General features: G+C 40.1%; 26 protein-coding genes and 1 pseudogene. 15 read left to right on the top strand and 12 right to left on the bottom strand.

The window, feature by feature from the left end; all coding sequences use genetic code 11:
* Positions 1–126: 126 nt before the first annotated feature.
* From LQ188_RS22885 to LQ188_RS22870, 4 genes are all read left to right on the top strand, one after another.
* On the top strand, positions 127–417 hold the full coding sequence (locus tag LQ188_RS22885) for a DUF3817 domain-containing protein (protein ID WP_034305497.1): 291 nt from the start codon (positions 127–129) through the stop codon (positions 415–417).
* 158 nt (positions 418–575) lie between these two features.
* Positions 576–1,343, top strand: coding sequence for an ABC transporter ATP-binding protein (locus tag LQ188_RS22880; RefSeq protein ID WP_230178443.1), 768 nt, complete (start codon positions 576–578; stop codon positions 1,341–1,343).
* Positions 1,330–3,249 (top strand): ABC transporter permease, encoded by a 1,920-nt coding sequence (locus LQ188_RS22875; protein ID WP_230178442.1) that lies wholly within the window; start codon positions 1,330–1,332, stop codon positions 3,247–3,249. Before LQ188_RS22880 ends, LQ188_RS22875 begins: the two co-directional genes overlap by 14 nt.
* Positions 3,250–3,254: 5 nt before the next feature.
* The gene (locus LQ188_RS22870) at positions 3,255–3,608 is read left to right on the top strand and encodes a YxeA family protein (protein WP_101225513.1); all 354 of its coding nucleotides are present in this window, start codon (positions 3,255–3,257) and stop codon (positions 3,606–3,608) included.
* Positions 3,609–3,653: 45 nt separating this feature from the next.
* On the opposite strand, the gene LQ188_RS22865 is transcribed toward LQ188_RS22870, so the two are convergent.
* Positions 3,654–5,042 carry a HAMP domain-containing sensor histidine kinase gene (locus LQ188_RS22865; RefSeq protein ID WP_101225512.1) on the bottom strand — a complete coding sequence of 463 codons (1,389 nt, stop codon included), beginning with the start codon at positions 5,040–5,042 and terminating at the stop codon, positions 3,654–3,656.
* Positions 5,039–5,749, bottom strand: coding sequence for a response regulator transcription factor (locus LQ188_RS22860; protein ID WP_101225511.1), 711 nt, complete (start codon positions 5,747–5,749; stop codon positions 5,039–5,041). The genes LQ188_RS22865 and LQ188_RS22860 overlap by 4 nt, the downstream gene beginning before the upstream one ends.
* Positions 5,750–6,078: 329 nt before the next feature.
* Between LQ188_RS22860 and LQ188_RS22855 the strand changes: the two genes are divergently transcribed.
* Complete coding sequence (locus LQ188_RS22855) at positions 6,079–7,254, top strand: MFS transporter (protein WP_230178440.1); 1,176 nt, start codon at positions 6,079–6,081, stop codon at positions 7,252–7,254.
* 74 nt (positions 7,255–7,328) lie between these two features.
* On the opposite strand, the gene LQ188_RS22850 is transcribed toward LQ188_RS22855, so the two are convergent.
* From LQ188_RS22850 to LQ188_RS22815, 8 genes are all read right to left on the bottom strand, one after another.
* On the bottom strand, positions 7,329–8,066 hold the full coding sequence (locus tag LQ188_RS22850; protein WP_101225508.1) for an amino acid ABC transporter ATP-binding protein: 738 nt from the start codon (positions 8,064–8,066) through the stop codon (positions 7,329–7,331).
* Between the two features lie 29 nt (positions 8,067–8,095).
* Positions 8,096–8,800: an amino acid ABC transporter permease gene (locus tag LQ188_RS22845; protein WP_101225507.1), complete on the bottom strand. Its 705-nt coding sequence runs from the start codon at positions 8,798–8,800 to the stop codon at positions 8,096–8,098.
* Positions 8,784–9,608, bottom strand: a complete 825-nt coding sequence (locus LQ188_RS22840; protein ID WP_230178438.1) for an amino acid ABC transporter substrate-binding protein — start codon at positions 9,606–9,608, stop codon at positions 8,784–8,786. The genes LQ188_RS22845 and LQ188_RS22840 overlap by 17 nt, the downstream gene beginning before the upstream one ends.
* Before the next feature lie 299 nt (positions 9,609–9,907).
* Positions 9,908–11,497: an S-layer protein gene (locus LQ188_RS22835; protein WP_230178436.1), complete on the bottom strand. Its 1,590-nt coding sequence runs from the start codon at positions 11,495–11,497 to the stop codon at positions 9,908–9,910.
* 234 nt (positions 11,498–11,731) lie between these two features.
* Positions 11,732–12,316, bottom strand: coding sequence for a YjgB family protein (locus LQ188_RS22830; RefSeq protein WP_230178435.1), 585 nt, complete (start codon positions 12,314–12,316; stop codon positions 11,732–11,734).
* A 399-nt stretch (positions 12,317–12,715) separates the two neighbouring features.
* On the bottom strand, positions 12,716–13,186 hold the full coding sequence (locus LQ188_RS22825; protein WP_230178433.1) for a DinB family protein: 471 nt from the start codon (positions 13,184–13,186) through the stop codon (positions 12,716–12,718).
* 275 nt (positions 13,187–13,461) lie between these two features.
* On the bottom strand, positions 13,462–13,875 hold the full coding sequence (locus tag LQ188_RS22820; protein WP_230178430.1) for a GNAT family N-acetyltransferase: 414 nt from the start codon (positions 13,873–13,875) through the stop codon (positions 13,462–13,464).
* A gap of 117 nt (positions 13,876–13,992) precedes the next feature.
* Positions 13,993–14,193, bottom strand: a complete 201-nt coding sequence (locus tag LQ188_RS22815) for a hypothetical protein (RefSeq protein WP_230178429.1) — start codon at positions 14,191–14,193, stop codon at positions 13,993–13,995.
* Positions 14,194–14,412: 219 nt separating this feature from the next.
* On the opposite strand from LQ188_RS22815, the gene LQ188_RS22810 reads away from it, so the two are divergent.
* The 4 genes from LQ188_RS22810 to LQ188_RS22795 all read left to right on the top strand — a co-directional run bounded on the left by LQ188_RS22810 (position 14,413) and on the right by LQ188_RS22795 (position 17,924).
* Positions 14,413–15,303 (top strand): TIGR01777 family oxidoreductase, encoded by an 891-nt coding sequence (locus LQ188_RS22810; protein ID WP_230178427.1) that lies wholly within the window; start codon positions 14,413–14,415, stop codon positions 15,301–15,303.
* A gap of 61 nt (positions 15,304–15,364) precedes the next feature.
* The gene (locus LQ188_RS22805) at positions 15,365–16,543 is read left to right on the top strand and encodes an LL-diaminopimelate aminotransferase (RefSeq protein ID WP_230178426.1); all 1,179 of its coding nucleotides are present in this window, start codon (positions 15,365–15,367) and stop codon (positions 16,541–16,543) included.
* 430 nt (positions 16,544–16,973) lie between these two features.
* Positions 16,974–17,246 (top strand): phage holin, encoded by a 273-nt coding sequence (locus tag LQ188_RS22800; protein WP_101225499.1) that lies wholly within the window; start codon positions 16,974–16,976, stop codon positions 17,244–17,246.
* A gap of 198 nt (positions 17,247–17,444) precedes the next feature.
* Positions 17,445–17,924 (top strand): C40 family peptidase, encoded by a 480-nt coding sequence (locus LQ188_RS22795; protein WP_101225498.1) that lies wholly within the window; start codon positions 17,445–17,447, stop codon positions 17,922–17,924.
* 82 nt (positions 17,925–18,006) lie between these two features.
* On the opposite strand, the gene LQ188_RS22790 is transcribed toward LQ188_RS22795, so the two are convergent.
* Complete coding sequence (locus LQ188_RS22790) at positions 18,007–18,543, bottom strand: GDYXXLXY domain-containing protein (protein ID WP_230178425.1); 537 nt, start codon at positions 18,541–18,543, stop codon at positions 18,007–18,009.
* Positions 18,536–19,594 carry a DUF2157 domain-containing protein gene (locus LQ188_RS22785; protein ID WP_101225496.1) on the bottom strand — a complete coding sequence of 353 codons (1,059 nt, stop codon included), beginning with the start codon at positions 19,592–19,594 and terminating at the stop codon, positions 18,536–18,538. The genes LQ188_RS22790 and LQ188_RS22785 overlap by 8 nt, the downstream gene beginning before the upstream one ends.
* A gap of 236 nt (positions 19,595–19,830) precedes the next feature.
* Here LQ188_RS22785 and LQ188_RS22780 point away from each other — a divergent pair, with 236 nt between their 5' ends.
* From LQ188_RS22780 to LQ188_RS22755, 6 genes and pseudogenes are all read left to right on the top strand, one after another.
* Positions 19,831–20,151 carry a PadR family transcriptional regulator gene (locus LQ188_RS22780; protein ID WP_101225495.1) on the top strand — a complete coding sequence of 107 codons (321 nt, stop codon included), beginning with the start codon at positions 19,831–19,833 and terminating at the stop codon, positions 20,149–20,151.
* A complete protein-coding gene (locus LQ188_RS22775) occupies positions 20,148–20,702 on the top strand; it encodes a DUF1700 domain-containing protein (RefSeq protein WP_101225494.1) in 555 nt (184 codons plus the stop codon). Before LQ188_RS22780 ends, LQ188_RS22775 begins: the two co-directional genes overlap by 4 nt.
* On the top strand, positions 20,695–21,489 hold the full coding sequence (locus tag LQ188_RS22770) for a DUF4097 family beta strand repeat-containing protein (RefSeq protein ID WP_230178424.1): 795 nt from the start codon (positions 20,695–20,697) through the stop codon (positions 21,487–21,489). The genes LQ188_RS22775 and LQ188_RS22770 overlap by 8 nt, the downstream gene beginning before the upstream one ends.
* A 240-nt stretch (positions 21,490–21,729) precedes the next feature.
* On the top strand, positions 21,730–22,692 hold the full coding sequence (locus tag LQ188_RS22765) for a sensor domain-containing diguanylate cyclase (protein WP_230178423.1): 963 nt from the start codon (positions 21,730–21,732) through the stop codon (positions 22,690–22,692).
* Positions 22,693–22,830: 138 nt separating this feature from the next.
* Complete coding sequence (locus LQ188_RS22760; protein ID WP_230178422.1) at positions 22,831–24,027, top strand: MFS transporter; 1,197 nt, start codon at positions 22,831–22,833, stop codon at positions 24,025–24,027.
* Between the two features lie 168 nt (positions 24,028–24,195).
* A pseudogene (locus LQ188_RS22755) lies at positions 24,196–24,972 on the top strand (hypothetical protein); the annotation flags it as partial.

Raw genomic sequence — 24,972 nt, 5'->3', positions numbered from 1 at the left:
CAAACCTGGTACTATTTATTAGTGGATGGCACAGTAATATAATATGATGAAGTAACAGATTTTGGATTGGGGACAAGAAGCTGGATTTGTGTGCCGTACTTGTACAATGAATAAGGGGATGAGCGAATGTTTTCGACAGCTATTGGTTGGTTTCGGTTTATTACAATAATTGAGGGAATCTCATATGTTTTATTGCTTGCCATTGGTATGCCCATTAAGTACATATTGGATATTGGGGAAGCAACACTCATTTTAGGCAGCATCCATGGTTTCTTATTTGTTGTATTTGGACTTTTATTACTTTATGTGAGCATCATATCAAAATGGTCCTTTTTAAAAATGGCGATGATTTTCATCGTTTCATTCATTCCATTTGGTAATTTTGTAATCGATCGCAGGCTTCTGAAGCAAAGTTAAATACTTTTACTTTCAAAAAATCCATAAAAAAACGTCTTCCTATTTAAATGGCAGGCGTTTTTTTTATGGATTTAAGCTTGCTGTAAGGTTGGCACAAAGATGCTGTAAGAATGGGCATGTAAAGTATAAGTATCAACAATACTGAAGAGGTGAAACAAATGGGACCATTATTAAAAGTGGAAAATATAAAAAAAACATATGGTAAATCAAGCGCTGCCTTCACAGCGTTGGAAAATATATCTTTTGAGATTCATGAAGGGGAGTTTGTAGGAATCATGGGACCTTCTGGAGCGGGGAAATCGACGTTGCTCAATATGTTGGCAACCATTGATTCGCCGACTGAAGGGAAAATTTTCATGAATGATACGAGCATTCACGATATGAAAGGGGTAGACTTAACGGATTTCAGACGTGATAATCTTGGTTTCATCTTCCAGGATTACAATTTGCTTGACTCATTGACTGTTAAGGAAAATATATTATTACCACTGGCGATTGCAAAAATTCCAGCGGAAGAAATTACTAACTTGGTGAATCGTATTGCTAAAGTATTTGGGATTGAAAGCTTATTAGCTAAATATCCATACCAAATCTCCGGCGGGCAAAAGCAAAGGACAGCTGCAGCCAGGGCACTTGTGACAGAGCCTGCATTGATCCTGGCAGATGAGCCCACAGGTGCACTTGATTCAAAATCAGCAACAGGTCTGCTGGAAAGCTTAAGTGAACTAAATGAAAATAATAATTCCACCATCATGTTGGTGACACATGATGCATATGCCGCAAGCTTCTGCCGGCGGATCATTTTCATCAAGGATGGTACGCTTTCAACAGAAATATATCGTCGTGGCCAATCACGTAAAGCTTTCTTCCAAGAAATTATGGATGTCCTTGCAACAATTGGAGGTGAGGTAGATGACGTTATTTAGTCTGGCGAGGAAGAATATTGCTCGAAACCTCTCCCAATATTTTTTATATATCGCATCCATGGTATTTAGCATTATCATCTATTTTACATTTGTAACATTAAAATATAGTGACACAGTTGCAGAACAAACGGCTTCATCACAGAAATTGGATTCATTAATGAGTGGTGCGGCGGTCATCCTGATTTTCTTCGTTGCCATTTTTATTGCCTATTCCAATTCATTCTTCATGAAAAAACGTAAAAAAGAAGTGGCATTATATGCATTGCTTGGCGTACGTAATCGTCAGATCGGTTTTATGCTCTTCTTTGAAAACCTATTGCTAGGCTTGGTTTCATTGGTTGTGGGGATTTTACTTGGATTTCTTTGTTCAAAAGGGTTCATGACGATTTTGATCTATTTAATGGGCTATGATGTCATAGCACCATTTACATTTTCGGAATCTGCTGCTTTGAACACCTCAATCGTATTTCTGATTATTTTCTTGGTGACATCATTCCAGGGCTATCGGTTGATTTATCAATTTAAACTAATCGATCTCTTCCATGCAACGAAAAAAGGGGAAGCGGCTCCGAAGCCATCGATGATTGTAGCCATTCTGGGAATTTTTCTGATTGTCATGGGTTATTGGTTGGCGATGCAAGATCTATTTACTTCTAAAGTATGGGAAAAAGTCGGCTTTTTGATGACGGCACTCATCATTTTGACAACTGTTATTGCCGGTACGTTTTTATTGTTTCATAGCGTGACAGGCTATGTGTTAGCGGTGATTAAGAAAAATGAAAAATGGCTATGGAAAGGCCTGCATCTGATGACGATCTCGCAGCTGCTATATCGTATTCGGGGTAATGCACGGACATTGACCGTAATTGCAGTGTTAAGTGCTACAACGGTAACGGCTGGCGGTGCGGTTTATGGCCTTTATTATAACGCGAATGACCAAGTTATGACCGTTGATCCGAACACCTTCATGTATCAGCAAACGGATGCAAAAAGCGATCAGCAAGTCAGCGCTATATTGCCAGATACAAAGTATGATGAAAATGTCGAAGCACTATCTGTCACATTTAATACAAAAGAACTTAGCGAGGGATCAGCATTCGATAGCTCTGATAAAAGGATTTACACGATAATCGATGAAAGAACATATAACAAATTAGCAGAAGTACAAGGTAAGGATGCATTGCTTGTGAATAATGGCAAAGCAGTCATTTTAGATATTGGATATGACAAAAGATTTTCACCTGAATACAGGGACAAGACGATCAGGACAGAAAACAACACGGCAATCACATTCCAAAGCTTTAAAACACAAACAGTTTTAAATGCCAAAACAGCAGGCATTGCAGTGGTTGTATCGAATGATCAATTTAAATCATTGCAAAAAGAAGGGGAAGCCCTAAACTATCGTGTTATCGGAGTTGATCAAGCTTCCACTGATTTATCGGGGGAAATTGCAAAACAATTGCCTGAAGAAGCGCTATTTTCCAGTGCCCCTCAAGATTTTCAAACAAGCATTGAAGGTGTAGGCTCATTGCTCTTTATCGGAAGTTTCCTTGGTCTTGTTTTTTTAGCGGCAACAGGCAGTATCATTTACTTTAAAGTTCTAACGGAAGCTGAGGAAGATAAATCACAATACAATATGCTCCATAAGATGGGCGTTGACGCAAAAGAAATGCGGAAGTCCATTGCATCACAAGTGTTTGTAATCTTTTTCGTTCCACTGGCAGTGGGGTTATTACACAGTGCGGTTGCTTTAAAAGCCTTCTCGGGCTTATTGATGATGGACCTGGAAAAACCTGTGTTGATCTGGATGATCGCCTATACGGTCATTTACGGTCTGTATTATATCTTAACGGTAGCTTCCTATAATCGTATTATCACACAAAATAATAAAACAGAAGGATGATCGAGATGAAGAAATTTATTATGGTAGTTGGCATTTTGTTTATATTGGGAGCGGCAGGTGTCTTCGCACTTACTAAAATGGACTTTAACCGCATGAATGCCGATAATTATTATTTGCAAATTACAGAGGATGGGGTACAACATGAAACCAAACTGGATGATGGTTCAGTGATGACTTACTATTCTTATAAACTGGACGCCAAAAATGCAGATGGTGAAACGATACCACTTGAATTCACGGCACAAAAAAATCTTCGAAAAGACGCTTACTTAAAGATGTACGTGAAAAATGGTGATGAGGTTTCGTCATATGATGAAGTGAAATTTGAGGATATTCCAAAAAAAGCACGAACAAAATAAATGAAAGAAGGGCTGTCTGTAAATTATGGACAGCCCTTTAAATAATTATAAAAGTATCGTAATTGTGGTTCCCTTATTTTCAACGCTAGTCAAATCAAGTTTACCTTTATGAGCCAGAATAATGTCCCTTGCAATGGCCATTCCTAAACCGGTCCCATGTGTACTGGCAGTATTCGTACCTCGATAGTAGCGTTCAAAAACCTGTTCCAAGTCTTTGTCGGGAATACCGCGGCCATTATCAGCAATGGTAATTTTGGTATGAAGTTCCGATTGTGGACCAATATCATCAATTTGTATTTTCACGACGACATTTTCATCATTATGTACGAGCGCATTGTAGATAAAGTTAAAAATCGCCCGTTTCAGTAATTTTTTATCCACTTTACGTGTTGCTTTATCCACATTTGCCACAAACTCAACCTGTTTATCACCAAATTGTGAATCATTTAAAAGCTCGATCGTCATTTCTCTTATAAACCCAACGATATCAACAACTTCAAATTGCAAAGGAAGTCGTTGGTTGCGCAAACGCATCGTTAAATTGAGGTCATCCAATAAATCTTTCATATATACGGACTGTCTATTAATAATGGATGTAAACTCATACAATTCCTGTGGTGTTAATTCAGTGGCATTATCTTTCATCAATTCTGTATATCCATGGATGGAAGCAAGAGGCGTCTTCATGTCATGAGAAACATTGCTAATCCATTCCTCACGCATTTGGTCGAGTTGATCACGTTCCTTTTCATACTGATCCAACTTTATAGATAGTTCATTCATATTGTGAAATACATCTTCATAAACGCCTTTTGGTATACTCATCTTTTTGAAACGTCTTTCGCGAAGCTGCTGTATTCCTTCTATTAAAGTGTTAAGTGGTGTCGTTAATCTTTTACCAAATAATAGTCCAATGACTAGGGCGATAATAATATCCACGGTTAAAAACAGTAAAAGTATGATGTTGATGTACTTTAAAATGTGAACATAATTATAGGACATTACATATCGGCCTATTCCTCGATCTTTAACCCCTACAAAATAGCTGAAATCATGAGCTTCGCCGACGAAAACAGTCGTCTCTGCATCAATTTCTTTATACTTATACATTTGGACGATTTCAACAGGAGAATATACGGTTTGCAATTTTTGAGGTGTGTAATAGGCAGAAACTTGTTCACCCTTATCATTCAAAAATTGTATCCAGGCGTTATTGTTCCGCAGTTTTTCCAGCCCATCTTCATTTACCATTGGTTTGTCATCTATCAGTTCTACATATTGTGAAAAAGATCGGCTAAAGTTTTCCGCAGATTCCTCTTCCGTGTCGAAATGAACAAAGAGTAAGCATAAAAGTAAAATTGTATTTACTATCCCTACGATTACAACAATTGTCACAACGGATCCTAAAAAGCGCCGTGTCAATTTCCACTTCATCTTGTTTCACCCTTGGTTTGTAATTTATAACCAAGTCCTTTAACGGTTATTAAAAAAGAAGGGTTTGAAGGATCTGCCTCGATTTTTTCGCGTAAACGGCGAATATGAACCATAACTGTATTATCAGAGCCAAAGTAATCATCGCCCCATACATGTTCAAATAAAGTTTCTTTGCTCAAAATCTGATTTGGGTGATGCATAAAACAGCTCATCAGTCCGATTTCTTTAGCTGTGAGCTCTAGCGTTTTGTCATCCTTTTTCACTTCATTTTCATTTGCACTAAGCTCAAAAGGACCAACTTGAAATTTTTTCGGAGCAGCTTTTTCCTCTGAAAAGCCCGCACGCCTCAGCTGCGCCTTTACCCGATATGCCACTTCCTTCGGACTGAATGGCTTGGTAATATAATCATCCCCGCCAATCGCCAACCCTAAAAGCTTATCAATTTCCTCATCCTTTGCCGACAAAAATAAAATGGGCACATTCGACACTTCCCGAATTTGCTTGCATAAATCATAGCCTTCACCATCAGGCAGCATAATATCTAGCAAGACTAGTGATGGATTGAACTCCTGAAACTTTGCCCACCCATCCGCAATTGTCCCCGCCGTAACAATATTCGGCATACCTTCTTTATGTAAAACCGTCTCCATGAGACGTGCCAAATCTTCTTCATCGTCAATAATTAAAATCCACTGATCATTAGACATTCTTTTACCTCCTAAACATCAATCATACCCTACAGTATAGAGTACCCTTTAACAAAAAATAAGGGGAGGGAAAGTTTTTTAACGAACCCATCCATTATTTTCACGAAAGTGCGATTACATGAAAAATTTATGTTCAGATCAGGAATCCTGTTATCTGTTCTGTATTTAGTTAAGGTGGTTTGGGTAAGAAGATCGTGCTTCATACTGATTTGGTAAAGGTTGTATGATAAACTGTTTAAAGTATTGTTAGGAAGATTATGCTAAGTAATATGATTCAGGAATTCATTGCTTATGCAGCGAATGTGGAAGAGTAAAAGGAGAAAAAAATAATGGAAACAAAAAAAGTGTTACCCGTTCTTTTTTTAGTGATGTTTTTAGTCATGGTCGGATTTGGGATCATTATTCCCATCATTCCGTTTCTTGCAGAAAAGGTTGGTGGCAGTCCTACTGAGCTTGGACTTTTAATGGCTGTTTATTCATTAATGCAATTATTTTTTGCCCCGGTGTGGGGACGTATATCTGACCGGATAGGACGTAAGCCTGTCATGATAATCGGGATTGCTGGCTTGGCTCTTTCGTTTTTTATCACGGCCTCGGCAGATTCCTTATGGGTATTATTTGTAGCAAGGATTATTGGCGGGATATTGTCATCGGCAAACATGCCAACCGCAATGGCGTATGTGGCTGACATCACGACGCCGGAAGATCGCGGAAAAGGGATGGGGATCATCGGGGCCGCTACTGGGCTTGGTTTCATCTTTGGTCCGGCGATTGGAGGGGTATTCTCCAAATCAAGTTTGAATTTACCTTTTTACATTGCTGGAATTACCTCTTTGATTACTTTATTCTTAGTGATTGCGATACTGAAGGAATCACATACAGTTGAAAAGAGGGCCCAGCAGTCAAAAAATAAAGAATCAATGTGGAAAGCCTTTAGAGGGCCACTTAAAACCATGTTCTTTCTGCAATTGATCGTCACTCTTTCTATGGCAGGACTAGAAACGACTTTTGCTTATTTTGCAGCCAAAAAGGCTGATATAAGTCTTGTCCAATTAGGCTATATCTTTATGATCATGGGAGTTGGCAGTGCAATCGTTCAAGGTGGATTAGTGGGTAGGATGACAAAGAAATATGGAGAAGGAGCAGTCATCCGAATGGGAATCATCATCTCGGCAGCTGGGTTCATACTCATCCTGTTTTCTTCCGGCTTTTGGACATCGGCGATCTTCCTGACGATTTTCGGAGTGGGAAATGGGTTCATCCGTCCGGCAATTTCGGCGTTACTGACCAAAAGTTCCATGACGGGCCATGGCAGTGTCACTGGACTGTTATCTTCCTTCGACTCGTTCGGCAGGATTGCAGGTCCTCCGATCGGCGGTTGGTTATTTTCAATTTCGATTGATTTACCATTTATATCGGGAGCGATCCTTTCCGTTTTTGCTTTGCTTCTTTTTCAGTTATACCATGCACGGACACAGACTAGACAGGTCCCAGCATCTCATTAATTTGATGGTGGGCAAAAAAACCCCATTTCAAAAAATGGGGGGGCTGCGAGCGGTGCTTTAATAGCACCGTTTTTTTATTGAATCAGATTGAGGAATTTACGTGTGCGCGCTTCTTTAGGGTTTGTGAAGATTTGCTCGGGTGTTCCCCGCTCCATTATTTTTCCTTCATCCATGAAAATGACTTCGTCGGCGACTTCACGGGCGAAACGCATTTCATGGGTTACCACGATCATTGTCATGCCTTCTTCTTTCGCCAGGTCTTTCATGACCTGTAACACGTCTCCAACTAGTTCGGGATCTAAAGCGGAAGTGGGTTCATCGAATAGCATGACCTTTGGCTCCATGGCCAGGGCCCTTGCAATTCCGACTCGTTGCTGCTGTCCGCCGGACAATTGAAACGGATAAAAATCGATTTTCTCACCTAAGCCGACTTTTGTAAGCAGGGCAGCAGCCGTTTCCTTTGCTTGATGTTTGGCTATGTTTTTTACAATGATGGGTCCTTCCATTACATTTTCCAATGCTGTTTTGTGGGGGAAGAGGTTATAGCTTTGGAAAACCATCCCTGTTAAACTGCGAAAAGATGTAATTGAATTTTTTTTAACGGATTTTTTGAAGTCCATTATGGTTTCATCAATTTCAATCGTCCCGTCCGTGGGTACCTCAAGGAGATTCAAACACCGAAGAAAGGTTGTTTTACCTGAACCCGAAGGACCGATCAATACAATGACTTTACCTTGCTCCACTTCCAAATCGATGCCCTTTAATACTTCAAGGTCACCAAACGATTTATGAAGATTCTTAATGTTGATCATTTTAAAATCTCCTTTAACTACTGCGGTTCTTATTTTGCTACATAACGATTAAGTCTGTCCTCTAAACTTCCTTGAATGAAAGATAGTATGGTACACAAAATCCAATATAAAGCAGCTGCTTCTATGTAAAGTAGTAGAAATTCATAGTTTTTTGCAGCGATTTCTTGAGCTTTACGGAACAATTCCGTTACCAGAATGAGTGAGGCAAGCGATGTATCCTTTAAAAGGCTAATGAACGTATTGGATAATGGGGGAATGGATACCCGCGCAGCTTGAGGCAAAATGATGCGCTTTAAAGCTTGGGTATATGTCATCCCGATTGAATAGCCTGCTTCCCATTGCCCTTTTGGTATGGATAAAATGGCTGCTCGGATAATTTCTGAAGCGTATGCTCCCACATTTAAAGAGAATCCTATAATGGCCGATATGAAAGGATTGATTGTTACACCTAAATTTGGAAGTCCATAGAAAATGATAAATAATTGCACAAGTAAAGGTGTCCCGCGGATGATTGACACATATACACGCGCAATTATTTGAAGAATCCTTATGGAAGATAATCTTGCCAATGCTGTGAGTACAGCAAGAATAAGGCCGAGAACGAATGTGATCAATGTTAGTGGAATCGTATATTGAATAGCTCCCTCTATCATAGGATAGAGGGAGGTTTGAGCGATGGAAACAAGCTGGTTCATACGCTCGGGGTCGGTGAAAATATTACTTAGGAGAAACATCTTCACCAAACCATTTATCCGAGATTTTCGCGTACGTGCCGTCGTCTTTCATTGCTTTAAGTGCTTTGTTTACTTCTTCCACTAATTTGCCACTGTCTTTTCTGAACATTAAACCACTTGCAACTCCGCTTTCTTCCTCATCAGCCACTCTGATAGGTGCATCCGGGTGTTGCTTTTTATAATCAAGGTACGATAATTTGTCATTGATCGTGGCATCTACACGTTTAGAACCAATAAGCTGTACGGATTGAGAAAATCCTTCAATACCTGTAACTTCAGCACCATGAGATTTGGCTAAGTCATTGTAGTTACTCGTTAAAGATTGTGCAGAGGTCTTGCCTTTTAAATCATCGAAGGATTTAATATCCGTATTATCTTTGTGTACCAGTAATACGGCCCCTGATTGAATATATGGGTCAGAGAAATCGTATTTCTTTTGACGGTCTTCATCGATGCCCACTTGGTTTGCGATCATATCAAAACGTTTTGCATCCAAGCCTGCAAACATGCCGTCCCATTGTGTTTCCTTGAATTCAGCTTTCACTCCAAGGCGTTTTGCCACTTCTTTAGCAATTTCAACATCAAACCCCGTTAGTTTATCTGAATCATCGTGGAATGTGAAAGGAGGATATGTACCTTCTGTTCCAACAGTTAATACGCCATCTTTTTTGACTTTATCATATAGACTTTCTTGTGAAGAAGATTTATTGTCGGTATCGTTTGCCTCATTTTTTGTATCGGTACCACAAGCGGTAAGTACAACCGTGAAAGCTAACAATAGCGATAAAAGTGCAACCATTTTTTTCATTTGGGTAAACCTCCTAGTAATCTGATAGGGATTGATACTCTGTGATACTATACAAGAAAAGGAAAAAAGTCAATGAAAATAACTTATATCATTAGTGTTAATGAAACTTGGTGAATTATACGGTTTTTCACGCATTAAAGTGAAAATAAAAGTAAAAGAAAGGTGTATCGTCAACCAGGGAAGGAGCTGAACCGATATCCATTCTAAGGAGACAAAAAGCCCCTTATCCACGTCAACTATTAGCTAAGCGGAGAGGGGCTTTTTGGACTGTCCAGAACTATTTCAGGATTCTTTTTAACTTAACGTTTTTTATGATTTTTATCCTCTACACTAACGAAGATAGGGTTCGAATAGAACCAAAGGTCTTTATAGTTACGTTTGTTTATTTCTGAAAAGCGTTTTTCGTTATCCTCGATTTCAGTCTTTGCATCGATCAGCGGTTCACCGTCCATCGTTTCTCCAGAGACATTTTCCCCGAGATTCGTGCCGCGCAAACGGAAATATTGATCCTTATTTGCTCTGAACTTGTAAGTGATGGTATGAAAACCATCGCGATCGGTTTTCCAGTCTTTACTTGTAAAGCGTTTAACCACTTTTGTCGTATCATTGGTGGCTTTATTATAAGCAGGTGTTCCAGGTACTGCTTTCCCGGTTACTTCCCCGGAAATTAGATCCACGTGATCCACCTTGACCTGGTCCCCGTTATTGTTCTTTTGGGGGCTTTTAAATCGGATGGTGATCTTGACCATCTGTCCTTCCTTAACTTTAAGATCCCCGCCCATATCTGCCTTGTTGTTTCCGTTTTTAGCTTGGAAATCAAGGGCGTCGATCAAGTCACCAAAAACGGAGAAGGATTTCCCTGATTGCATGCCATCAAGGACGGATTGCATCGATGAACCATTTACCCATGTATAATTCTTGGAATATTCACCTGGCCAGTAGCCGCTTGAGTAAAGGCGGTTTTCACTGATTTCAAAATGGGAGTCTGAATTGGAAAAGTTCCAGAACTTACGACCTTCCCCAAGAAGGGCATCCCAAGCACCTCCTACCTTAGCGAGCATGTGATCGGAACCGCCGTAGGTCCTGTTTTCCGGTGTTGTCAGATTTAAACCGCCTCTATCCGGCTCCATCTGGTTACCTGGCATACCTTCGAACCCGAACATGACATCCGGGGCTATATTGTTGAAGTCGCGAAAATCAGATATGTTGTACACCCTTTTTCTTGATGGGTGGTTCAATATGGCATAACTTGTATTCTTATAATTTTTCTCGAGCCATGCCAATGCTGTTCGAGCATCCTTGGATGTCTTATTGGCTCTTTGATCCTGTGCTTTCCAGACGGCTACATCATCAGGATCAAACATCTTTTCATCCTGGTTGGTGAACAGATATTCGAACTGATTGCCAGCTTTCAGACTTTTCGGTGAGCCCGGCTTGTCTCCCAAAATTCCTATGCCGACATGCTCGTATGTGGGCATATCCCATTCGAAGCCTGAAAAGATGACTTTACTTTTAAATTTGCCCTCTTTTTGCAATTGCTCCATTTTCGGGGTTTGATATTGTATGATTCCCTGAGATAGCGGTATCGGCCCGCCTGTAATCAAATTTCCCTCAGCATCCCTTGAAGACATCCTCAAGTGGTCGGAAATTCCCATCCAATCCATACCATACTTATCAAATGCGTTATTTAGCAAGCTCTCAAGGCTCTGTGAGCCCTCGGCATCATCGGACTGAGTGGTATGGGCATGATATTCCCCCTTCATCCATCTGCCTCCCGGATTTGTCTGAGTGTCTGCTGAATCATTTGCAGCAACCGCGACCGGAAGACCCTGAAATAGGATGGCTATGCTTAGAACCGTTCCTGTGAAAGCCCTGAACTTATTAATCATCTTTCGGACACCCTCCATATATTGAAATAATGTTGAACAAGCTAATTTTATTGTGAAAATATTAAGAGCCCGTTTGGGGGGAGTATGGATTTTGTAAATTAAATGGCCGGGTTGCTTCCATAATATGTTACGGGAAGCTGACAGCGGTTTGGAAGAAGAAGAAAGAAGGGGAGGGCATGAAACAAAAAAGGCTGTAGAGAAAATTTTCTTTCTCTACAGCCTGCGACAATTATATTATTTAGCTTCGAGTAGATTGATATGATCCACAGTTTGATCTTCACCGACAATGAATTGCAGTTCATAGTTCCCTGTCTTGTAAATGTAGTTGTCTTCATTCGTACTGGAAATATGGCGTATTTCGTCAGCACTGCCGAGTTGTTTTCCTAAAACTTTAGGAGTGATGCTTCCTAGATTATGGTCCCGTTCTACATTTGTCCCAAAATATCGGATTTGTGAGATGGTTTTGTCATCGTTATAGGCAAATGCAAATCCTGGATGCCCCATTTCTGCATGGTAATAGTCAAAAGTTTCATCTGTGTTACCTGGCTCAGGGGGAGGACCAAATGTGTCATATACTTCTTTTTGGGTGTTTTCATCAATTTTCAAACCCAAGGCAGTATAAGGCATTTCCCCTGAAAAAGCTTTGTTGTAGATTTCGTGTAAGGTGGTAAGAGCGTGTTCCTTAGCTATGCCAGAAGCGGAATCCATTGTGGATGCAGCCCCAACCGGTTCTGTTGGAAACGATGCACCTGCCCCTAAAAGGGAGCCGGTTAGAATAACGGCGCTAACCATTCTGGCCGCTGGTTTTTTAGATAACATTTCTTATCCCTCCTATACCATTACTTTTCCACAATTTTCTTACATGAAACATTTTCTTGATGATCAATGATTGTAACACCTGGAAATACACATGACAGTCAAACTTAGAGCCACTTGTTGAACAATTGATTGAGAAAGTTGGAAAACCGGAAGCCTTTGCCGCAGATGCAGCTCATATGTTCCCTGATGCTCCACGATAATCAAACAATCCAGTCTATTTTAAAACAATAAAGTACAGGGGAATTTAAAACTAAGTTAATTGGAGCAAGTGCCTGGAGTGAAAATCAATGTCCAAATTGTACAAGCAATAAAAAAACTGTAGGCAAACACGATTTTCATCGAGTTTGCCTACAGTCTGGGTGCTTCACCGTGATGAATTACCCTATGAAAATGATGCAGTTAATCCCAAACGCTAATTCTAGGAACTCCAGCAGTTCTTAAGTAGTCCAATAATTGACCAGTATGTACAGACTCATGATAAGCGATCCTTAGCAACATATCTCCTAAATCCCTGATATACCCAATATCGGAGCGGTCAATTTTAATAGTGGATAAGTCGTCCTCGCTGAAGGATAGGATTGTTTCCAAAAAGTCACGCCTGTAAGGTTCCGCAAAGTTTAATTCGGCTTCGACAGAGATAAGCGGCTGTTTTTCAAATGGTGATTCATAAACGGGTAAGCTGCCTTGATTTTTAATGGATAAATGGTAGTAATGCTCACTATCAAGGACATGTCTAACCATTTCTAAACAGCTCATTGCCTTGTCGTCTGGCTTCCAATGTAGTGTGCCTTTAGGTATTGAAGTCCATAGTTTAATGTTTCTTCTTCTAACCTCTTCCAGATTCAAGATGATAAGTTCTATCGATTTCATAAAGATCCCCCTTTTTGCAGGTATACATTCACTATACACGAATGGATGGTGAAAATAATGGGATTCATTTGAAAAAATAGAAAATTCAATGAACTACTTGAGGTAGCGAATTTTTTACTATTATTTATGAGAGTACAGGGAAAATGCCCATGAGTTCGTGCAGAATTTACAGGCGGTTTCATTAGTTTTGTATGGAGGAACACATGCTTCATATTTAATCCATGTTTTCACAATCTATCTTCTTAATTACGCAAAGCTGGGGCAGGAGGCCCTTGTTATAAAAAGGATTGAATTAGAATGTCATCTTGATAAGTTAAAATTGGTTTAAAGCCAAAGTCTTTAAATTTCTGCAATGCTTCAGGGTTATTTCTGTTTACCAAACCGGACACTGCAAGGATTCCTTTTTCTCTCGCATGAGCCACTAATTTCGGTAAAAGGGATTGCAGAATTCCCTTTCCTCTATATTTCTTGTCAAGGACTACATAATTAACATGAGCGAATTTATATAAATAAAGATTATAACAAAGAAATCCCATTATTTTACCTTTATCATTACAAATTACAAGTACCTTATGGGACTTTTGCAAAATTTCATGCACTGTATCAGACGAAACCCGAAAATTACTTATTGTAATATCCGTTAAAGTCTTGATATCTTTTTTAGGTTTCCAGTCTCGAAAATACATCATAACTTCTCCTTTTTCTCTATTAAACCAAAAAGCGGAGATCATATTATTGTTTATTAATATGGAAACCCTTTAGAATATTCCAAAGGGTTTCCATGTTAATCTCAAAAAAGAAATCTCTTAATCTTTTCTGAATTTCTTGATTGAAATAGGTTCCTTGATTGAAGTACCTCCATTATTGTTTAATAAATCTTTTAAGATTCTTCTCAAGGCAGTCCTAACACTGCTATTTCCATTTTCTGAATTGCCATTACCTGAACCGCCAGTTGTGGAACCAGCATTATCGGATTCACCAGTTCTTCTTAGTTTTTTGTTTGACACTGCAATCATCCCTTTGTTTAATAAATTTTCACATTACTAATTTATGTGTATTATTCCTTTGTGCTTGGACAAGTACACCATTTGTTGAACACGTTTACGTTATGTAGTGGTGATACCAGTCGATGTAATAATATGGTATAATTGTGAAGTAATTCACAATAAGGGCTGAACTGGTTATCATTGGACCTATTCACTCATAAAAGAAAGCGGGTTGGATATATGCTAAAGAAAGTGGTTCTAGCTGGCGGGACTGGTTTTGTCGGTCAATACTTTGAAAAGCATTTCAGGAATTTGGGGTATGAGGTAAGGATCATCTCCAGGCAAACCCCGCATACTGGCTGGGAAGATATAGAAGGAATAAGGGAAACGATCGATAATTCGGATATGTTAATAAACCTAGCAGGAAAAACGGTCAATTGCCGCTACAATGCCAAGAATAAGAAAGAAATATTGGATTCACGAACCGATACGACTGAAGTGCTAGGTAAGGCGATTGAACAATGTGAAAATCCTCCTTCATTATGGATAAACTCGAGTACTGCAACGATATACAGGCATGCTGAGGATAAACCAATGACAGAGGGGGATGGTGTAATCGGTTCAGGCTTTTCCGTAGATGTGGCGAAAGCGTGGGAGCGCTCATTTTTCGATTTCCGATTACCCAAGACGAGACAAATTGCTTTACGGATCGCCATTGTATTGGGAGATGGGGGAGTGATGACCCCATATAGGAATTTGGTTAAATTTGGTCTGGGGGGCCATCAAGGATCAGGAAATCAGAAATTCAGTTGGATACATTTAGAAGATTTATTTAACATTGTCCTTTTTCTGAGAAAGAATCAGGATTTGAGCGGGGTGTTTAATTGTTCATCTCCGAATCCAGTTACAAATCGTGAATTGATGGCTCATTTGAGAAAGCTCATGAATATTAGGATTGGACTGCCCTGTCCAACACCCATGCTTGAAATGGGGGCTTTCTTTATGGGTACCGAAACAGAATTGATATTAAAAAGCCGGTGGGTCATACCTGAGAGATTGGAAAAGGCGGGGTATGCATTTAAATTCCCTCATCTTGATGAGGCTCTGGAACAGATACTGATGAATTCTTAAAGTACTCGAGATTGATTGCTATAATGATAGATATAAATCATTAATGGAGGGGAATTGTAGAATGAATATGACTCCATCTGAAAAAGTCGGAAGATTCACAACAGGGATATTTTCAGAGTTGGCGGAACGCAAGCAGGATGCAATGAAACGTGGGCTGGATGTTATCGATTTGAGTGTAGGAAGTCCGGATTTACCACCGCCTGATTTCGTAGTGGATACGCTTGTGAAGTATGCGCAGGATCCGAGTTCCTATGGGTATACGTTAAAAGGTACGCCTGAATTCCATGAGGCAGTCGGTTATTTTTATCGGAAGCGTTATGGGGTGGAGCTGGATGCAGAAAGGGAAGTCCTCCAACTGATGGGATCGCAGGATGGCCTTGCACACTTGGCAACGGCGATGATAAACCCTGGAGATTATGTGTTGGTGCCAGATCCGGGATATCCAATTTATGAAGCGAGTGTAGAGCTTGCCGGCGGAATCATTTATCCGATGCCGCTTACTGCCGAAAATGGATTCCTGCCGCAGCTCAACGGAATTCCGGAAGAAATATTGAAAAAGACCAAAATGATGATCATCAGTTATCCAGGAAATCCTGTCACCGCCCTTGCTGATGAAGCTTTCTTTGCGGAAGTCATATCGTTTGCGAAAAAGAACGAGATCATGGTGGTTCACGATTTTGCTTATTCCGAATTGATTTTTGATGATCATCCGCAAATTAGTTTTATGTCCATTCCTGGTGCCAAGGAAGTGGGGATCGAGTTTAACTCACTTTCCAAAACTTTTAACATGGCCGGCTGCCGCATTGGGTATGCGGTGGGTAATCAAGAGGTGCTGAACATCCTGGGAACGTTGAAATCACACATCGATTATGGAGTTTTTTATCCTATCCAAAAAGCTGCCGTGATGGCACTGACTTCCAATCTTTCGCTGCTGTCCGAACAGGTTAAGGAATATGAGTCCCGACGTAATGCATTGATATCAGGTCTTGCTAGAGGGGGGTGGCATGTGCCGAAAACCTCAGCTACCATGTTTATTTGGGCCAGAATTCCTGCTGGCTGGAAATCACGTGATTTTTCCTATGCATTGATTGAAAAAGCAGGGGTCACGGTCGTTCCAGGCGATGCTTTTGGGAAGCAGGGTGAAGGGTATGTTCGGATGGCCTTGGTCCAGCCGGCCGAAAGATTGACAGAAGCTGCAAAACGGATCGGATTGTTTTTGGAGGGGAAAATTGGAGTTTGAGATCAAGCGTTCAATATAATCAGGTTATAAATTGCCTCAGCAGTATAAACGGTTTTGGCTGGCAGAGGACTTGCCGCCAGTATCATTTCCGGGGGAGATTGAGAGAAAAGGTAAGCGGACGGTGACTTCCAAATTACCTATAGAGGCAGAAGCTTATTTAAGTAAAGGAAGGAATCAACTGGCACGCAAAGGAGTATATAGAGCTTGAGAAAGTTGTTACTTACTTGTTAAAGTGAGGCGCTCTATCGTTTTTTAAAACTATTTGATAGTTTAAGAGAAGGTCCATCCACTGATGGGCTTTTTCATGTTAATGGGAAACTAGAGAGATAGATTATTTATGGAATTTCCGAACGTAAAAAGGACAAGCCGCATAATATATAGTAAGTCTGCAACTATTTCGGACTTAATATGATAGAGAGGGGGAAAAGCAATGATCAACTGGAAAGTGCGTTTTAAGAATCCAACGTTTATATTCACGGTACTCCTTCCTGGGCTTTTATTATTGGCGCAGATGGTTGCCGCGTTCATAAACAATTTCATTACCCCTATAGGCTTTACCATTACTGATGATGCATTGAACGGGGCTTTAGGCATCATTAACTTCATAGCGCTTACATTCTTTGGGGTCGGCGGTGTGGTCGATCATACTACTAAAGGTCTAAGCGATAGTGAGAATGCACGACAATACGATGAGCCTAAGTAATGGGCACTATTCTTTCATCTATTGAAGAGTAGAATATACCAGATAACACCGTAACTTGCTACACAACGGCGTTATCTGTTTATTTGTTTTTTTTTGCAGAAATGATGATCACACCAATTAAAATGATTTTGGTCTGAAAACCGAAATGCAGCATACATTTAAAATTGTGGTTCATTTTCAGTTTGGGGAGGAAAAAGGATGAGTTATAGTTTACCAGTTTCAAAATGGCTTGCAGCCATAGTTTTGATCGGAGCATTATTGATGGCATTCATATTCAATCCGGCTAATGCTTCAGCCTCTATCAATTATGGCGATGAAGTTGCCGCTTTGGCAAAGAAGCAGGTGGGAAGCAATTATAAATATGGGGGGACGACCCCAAAAGGGTTTGATGCTAGCGGTCTAACCCAGTATGTATATAAAAATGCCGCGACAGAAATGAAGATTCCAAGAACGAGTGCGGAACAGTATAAAATCGGAAAGGCCGTTAAGCAAAAAGATTTAAAAGCGGGAGATTTGGTCTTCTATGCGACAGGTAAGAAAGGGCAGGTTTCTTTTGTAGGAATCTATTATGGAAATGGTACATTTATCGGGACCACCACCAAAGGGGTCAAGGTCGTCAAAATGAGTGATAAGTATTGGAAAGAAAAATATATAGGGGCAAAGCGAGTCATTAAGTAACATCTGATGTTCATATGAAAAAAGTCCAGCAATAAAAAGAGCATCGTAAAACCGATGCTCTTTTTGCTAGTCATTTCCGGGTTCATTCAATGATGATATCCGTTAAAACAACATTCCCATTACGAACCTTTACGACGGCGACTGAAGGATTGGTCAATGCTTCCTTCTCCATTTCCTTTGCCTTTTCTTCGGATGCGAAATAATTGTCCAAACCGTATCTGATCTGAATGGTTTCAGCATTGTGCAGGTCATATGGGATTTCCAATTTCCCTTTAAGGTAAACGCCTTTGCCGGGTTTTTCTTTCGTTACGTAATCGACAACGTAAAGTCCATCCTTATTTTGTTTTAAACGTACATATACCTTTTTAAAATCCCCCATATTTCTTGTATGGAACTCGGTTTTAATCGAGTCATCGACCTGTGATGGCTTAACGGATTCAATTTCGTATTTCAAAGCCACATAGCTTCCCCTAAACAAGTCAGTCGGGTCGACCGGGGCTGTTTTGATCTTGATTACATCTCCTGTCATTGTTGTCCAGACCGGAGGAAACGCCAAGACTAACAGAATCAAGACTGGAATGGAAAATACGATAAGTGGCCGGAATAATGGATTATTCATTGAGCTCCCCTCCTTTTTTTCGTTGATTTTCGAAGAAGAAGCCAAAACCGATAAGCATGATTCCGCCGATGATGAATGTAAGTGATTTTGGCAGGAAGTCAAAAGAATAGATGTAATATCTGAAGATCAGTACACATATTATCACGATGCTGGTCAAACTGCCTTTTAGAATGAGATAAAGCAGAAAAACGAAATAAGCTAAAGGGAACCAGATTGAAAAATCAAAGGTAAGGAAGAGTGCAGTAATACCATGTAAGATATGCCCTTGTATGTGGGTGATGTTTTGTAATTTGGCTCTTACCGGAATATAGGCAAGCACGATTCCCAGAACAAACAGAATGGAAAGGACAATCGTATTCGAATTTTCAAACTCCAGCTTAGGCACGAATTCCATAAGAAATAAGGCAATTGTATTGATGGCTAAAGCGTTAATGAAAAAGGTCAGATATTTAGGGTAATCGAATTTCTTTAACAGAATGTATAAAGCCGGCAGAAATACAAGAATGGCAAGCGGATAAGCTGTTTCATCAACGAATATACTTCCGTTAATATAAATGAAAAGCAGGAAAGATGTAAAAAGGAGAACGAAGACATCCTTCAAATAGTATCCAATGAATACCGTACCGATCGCCCATAATAAAAAGGAACTGTTGAAGTTGATGCTGATATTAAACATCTGCTCAATTAGAAAAATCCCTGAACCAAAGATCAGAATACCTGCATAATGCAGACTTCGTGACGTTTTGGGAAAGCGTACCTGCACCTTCACGCCAGCAAAGTTCACTCCGATTAGGCATGCAATGATAAGCAGGAATTTAACCGCTTTACTTAAATAAATCCAGTTGCTGGCTACGAAGGTCAATACGCCTAAACCTAAAAGAAGTGCCCCAATGGATAATAAAATAGTGATGAAGCTCAAATTACCTTTTACGTCATAGGAATCTAACATCCTCACTTTCTCTTGCTGGGAGATGACTCCTTCCTTTTCAAGGTAATTAAATTCATGTTCAAGAAACTCGAATTGCTTTTTCGTTATTTCTTTGTTGGCCAAAGTAACTCCTCCTTCCACATTTTACTATTATACATCGTATTCTCTTGCCGCTTTGAATATAATGCTAATTTTCTTCTACCCTTATTGGAACGCATGTAGTACCAAAAAAATATTATTTATAGTACCTTGCAATGAACAGTACCGTGTGGTAAATTATTTACATAAGATGTATTGTTCGGTGTTCAGTACTGTTTATTGAACTATACTGAAGGACTCTTGGAAGGAGTGATGGTGCTATGAATGTGCAATTTAAGAAAGGTGTTCTGGAGCTGTGTGTCCTGGTCTTATTGGATAAGCAGGATCGTTATGGATATGAACTTGTACAGAAGATTTCGGATCAAATTGAAATATCGGAAGGGTCGGTATATCCACTTTTACGACGATTGACGAAGGAAGAGTATTTTACGACATATTTACAAGAATCAACAGAAGGGCCTCCGCGCAAGTATTATACTTTAACCGACAAAGGCCGGAGATACCTTCAAGAGCTGTTGACGGAATGGAATGAATTTTCCAATGGGGTCAATCAATTAATCAAGGAAGGTGTGAACCAATGAATAAAGAACAATTTTTAAAACAATTGAATGCCTCTTTAACCAGACTTTCCTTAGAGGAACGGGAAGATATCCTTCAAGATTACGAAGAGTATTTCGAAATTGGAATGGAAGAAGGGAAGTCAGAGCAGGAAATCTCCAAATCTCTTGGGAATCCTAAACAGATTTCCAAGGAACTGATGGCATCCTATCGTCTTGGTCAGGTCGAGCAAACTACTTCAGCAGGTAATGTAATGCGGGCAGTTTGGGCAGTCATTGGTTTGGGATTCTTTAATTTAGTGATCGTTTTGGGACCATTTATAGCATTGATCGGAGTTGTCATTGCAGGATGGGCTTCGGCGATAGCGTTCATTCTAGCTCCGTTTGGCGTTCTTTTTAACCTTGCGATAGGTAACTTTCAATTATTCGATCTTTTCTTCGCATTGGGATTATGCGGGATTGGCATTTTCATTGCCATGGGAATGTTTGTCGCTACTAGTGCTTTAACTAAAGGATTCATTCGCTATTTAAAATTTAACGCTTCTCTTGTGAAAGGCGGTTTGAAAAATGATTAATGTGAAAAAATTATCGATCATTGCACTTGTATTGTTATTGATCGGAGTAATAGGATGTCTGTTTACGTTTTCCCAAGTGACGGATAAGGAAACGACTACAGAGGAAAAAACGATTTCGGAAATCGTAACGGACATTCAGATCGACACTGACAATGCAGCTGTAGAGATCGTTCCAACCAAGGATAAGGAGACAAGGATAGAGTCGGTTTCAAAAGGGATGGATGTTTCCAAGTTGGATTTCACCGCAGATGTGGAAGGGAAGAAGCTTTCGGTACAATTAAAAGATCGACGTACCTTTAGCTTTGGTTTTCATATTCAATCCTTACATTTAAAGGTGTATGTGCCTGATGAATCTTATAAATCCTTTGCCGTCGAATCCGATAATGGAAAATTGCAAATATCAGGATTGAAAAGTGAAGATCTAAATGTGAGGTCTCAAAATGGCCGGGTAGAATTAAATGATATAATAACCGAAAAAGTTGAAGTGAAATCTGCTAATGGAAAAGTAGAGCTTAATAATGTGGAGGGAAAACTGGTTGGGTCATCGAATAACGGTAAAATCACATTGGTCACGAAAGACTTGGATAGGGAGATCGATTTCGAAAGTAATAATGGTAAAATCATGATCCAAACGGAGAATGAACCGACAAATACAACTTTCGATGTTCATGTTGACAATGGGAGAGTGGATATCCTTGGTAAGTATGAGGGAGATACTGTCATTGGCAAAGGTGAAAACTTAGTGAAATTGGAAACGAATAATGGAAAAATCGAGATAACGAAATAGTCATGAAGCATGAAAAAGCCGATTCAATTGGAATCGGCTTTTTTCAATTATGCGGCCATTGCTAGAAGCTTTCCCATTTACTTAAGGAGATAAGGAAAAACATTTAAAGTTTTTCCTTTAGATGTTTTGGAATTATAATATATAAAGGATAATTATGTTAAAAGTAATGAGTATAAGTCCGCCATCAAATCTAAGGAAAGATTTTAATGAAAATGACTTCAAAAGTATGGGGGCTGTGGAATGAAATTCAATAAATTGTCATTGGATATATTTAAACGTACGATCTTCACTCGCAAGAAAAGGGAAAAGGACTATCGGAAGAAAGGATTCGAAGTGCAAAAAAAGGTTTTTAATATAGTGGAAAGTACTAAGGATATTATCTACTGCTACGAAACAAACCCAAGTTCCAAGTTCAGGTATCTAAGTCCATCCATCAATACACTTTTAGGTCATGGCGTCTTGGAAGAAGCATACAATGACCCTTCCTCCCCTTTCGGAAGGATTCATCCTGATGACTTTGAAATCCTAAATGAAAAGATATATGGTGGGATTGATTATACTAAGCCGGTCATTCAACGTTGGAAAAATATCGAGGGGGATTTTTTGTGGTTCGAGGAATATGCTACACCTATATATGAAAAAGATGAATTGGTAGCCGTTCAAGGAATCATTCGCAATATCGATGAAAGAGTGAGATTCATACAGGATATTGAGTATCAAATGTCCCATGACCCATTAACGAATATCCATAATCGACAGTTTTTTGATAATATATTTGCCAAATCCAATCTGGATTTTGATACTCCGGTTGCCATGATTTTGTGTGATTTAGATGAGCTGAAATATATGAATGATACGCATGGCCATAAGAAAGGGGATGAATTGATTAAAGAAGCGGCAAATCTATTGAAACGGATATTCTCTGACATCGCTGTTTTAGCGAGAGTGGGAGGAGATGAGTTTGCCATTCTGCTAATTGATAGAAGCAAGCAAGAAGTGGAATCTCTTTGTGAATTATTAATGGAAGAAATCCTTTTGCAAAACGATCTAAAAAAAGGCCCTCACATCAGTATGTCATTTGGGCATGCTTACCGTTCGAATTCAAAAGGAAATATGGATAGTTTATTCATGGAAGCGGATCAAAAAATGTTTCAAGATAAACGGCGAAGAAAAGAACAGAAACTTGTTCGGACCGGTAGATGAAAGATATAGGGGGAGTCCAGTGTCATACTGGGCTTTTATTTATATATATATATTTAGGTACCCGAAATAAATCATTCGCTTATTTTAACCAATTTTAGTAAACTGGCAATGACTATAATAATTAGAAGGTGAAGGGATATGAGGGAAACCTTAGTGGATGAACGGGTAAGAGGGACTGATAAAATCTGGACACGTGATTTCATCATGATCTGTTTGGCAAATATGTGCATCTTCATGGGTTTTCAAATGACGATGCCGACCCTCCCGCTGTTTGTGGAACAGCTTGGCGGTGACGATCGCCTGGTGGGGGCTGTCCTTGGAATCTTCACTTTTTCGGCCTTGCTCGTTCGGCCGATTGCCGGCAGATTATTGGAGACGAAGGGAAGGCGCATGGTTTTTCTTGCCGGTTTAGCCATTTTTGCATTGTCAGTGGGTTCCTTCGGTTTTATGGGAAGCATCGGCTTGTTATTCATGATGCGGATTGTACAGGGCGTCGGCTGGGGATTTTCTTCAACGGCTTCAGGAACGATTGCTTCCGATATAATCCCTGCGAAACGGCGTGGTGAGGGGATGGGGTATTACGGATTATCGGGTAACTTAGCGCTGGCATTCGGGCCATCATTGGGTCTTTTTCTAGTTACGGTCCTTCCGTTTCAAGAGTTATTTTTGATCTGTTCATTATTGGGATTTTTCGCCATTGTTACAGCATCACTTATTCGGTATCAAAAAGTGGAAAGTGATCCTTCCGCGGCTGTCAGAGCCAAAAGGTTTGATATATATGAAAAAAGTGCCCTTCAGCCATCATTGCTCATTTTCTTCATTTCCGTTACGTTCGGTGGAATTGCAACCTTCCTTCCCCTGTATACAGCGGAAAAAGGTGTGGATGGAATTCAGTGGTATTTTTTAGTATATGCAATGGCCCTCATGGTCACGAGATTATTTGCGGGTCGATTATATGACCGAAGGGGACATCGAGCCATATTCGTGCCTTCAACAGTACTCATCATGGCTGGGATGCTCCTGCTTGCATGGATGCCGAGTGAAGCGGTCCTTTACATTGCGGCAGTGCTTTATGGATTTGGATTCGGCTCTGTCCAGCCGGCGCTGCAGGCATGGTCGATTGAAAAGACGGCACCAAATCGGAAGGCGATGGCGAATGCCACATACTTTTCATTTTTCGATCTTGGAGTGGGCATAGGTGCCATCGTGTTCGGGCAGATTGGCTTCCTCTTCGGATATAGGAGCATCTATATCACTGCAGCCGCCTCGATTTTCATTTCAATGATCGTTTATTTATGCATTATCAGGAGCGAGGATAAAGTAAAATCAATATAATAGAAACGTTGGATGGCTTCAATGGAAGTCATTCTTTTTTTTGAGTCAGTAGGAACACCCTTGGTGCATTATCCTAAATATTTTAAAAATGGAAAAACTTTGTTATTATCGAAAAGAGATTATACATAAGATGATAGAAGGTCTATTTGAAGGAAGGGGAAGCTTGGAATGAATGACTCTTCAAACGAAGAAATGACATTAGAAAGAAGGAAGCGTATTTTCCAAGAAGAGCTGGATGTTTTATGGGAAAGGCGGCTCATCCCTAAATCAGAATATATCCGGATTAGCAGGGCATACAATCGGCATTTCCAATTAGCCCTCCATAAACAAAAGCGCTTAGAGCAAGAAAAGAAGAAATCCACCCATGGAACTGAAACGGTAATCGGTGAAAGTGCCGATAAGAGGATTCAGGATAGCCTGATCGAAGAATCTTCATTGCAATTTCAGGAATCCAGTGGATTGAACGAATCGATAATGAAAGATGAGAAGGCCGGGTATGCTCACATTGAATCCGGTTTAGAGGAGAGCCTTGAACCTGTCAAGGAGATCACTGATAGGAAACCGGTTATTCAAAAGCAGGCCATCAAGCGGGAGAAACCGGTAAAACCGGCAAGGCCGAAGAAAACACCTGAGCAAATCAGGGAACGGAATATTTCTGTCATCCTGCTCACTGGGGTCATATTGCTTCTGTTTGGCGGGTTGATTTTAGCAACCACTTCATGGGGGGATCTGAATGCGGTCCTGAAAGTTCTCTTCATTGGAATGGTATCCGTCATTTTTGCAGGGATGGCCTTCATCGCTTCGAAACTGAAAATTGAACAGACCTCTTTTGCATTCTTGACGCTAGCGGGTTTATTCATTCCGATTACGATTTTATCAGCTTCATATTATCGGATTTTTGGAGAGTACCTTTCACTTAATGGTGGGGGGCGGGGGCTTTTGGGG

The sequence above is a fragment of the Peribacillus sp. Bi134 genome (genome assembly GCF_918698065.1).
Classification (GTDB): domain Bacteria; phylum Bacillota; class Bacilli; order Bacillales; family DSM-1321; genus Peribacillus.
The sequence above is the reverse complement of the archived record's forward strand: the minus strand, read 5'-3'. Positions and strand labels throughout refer to the sequence as shown.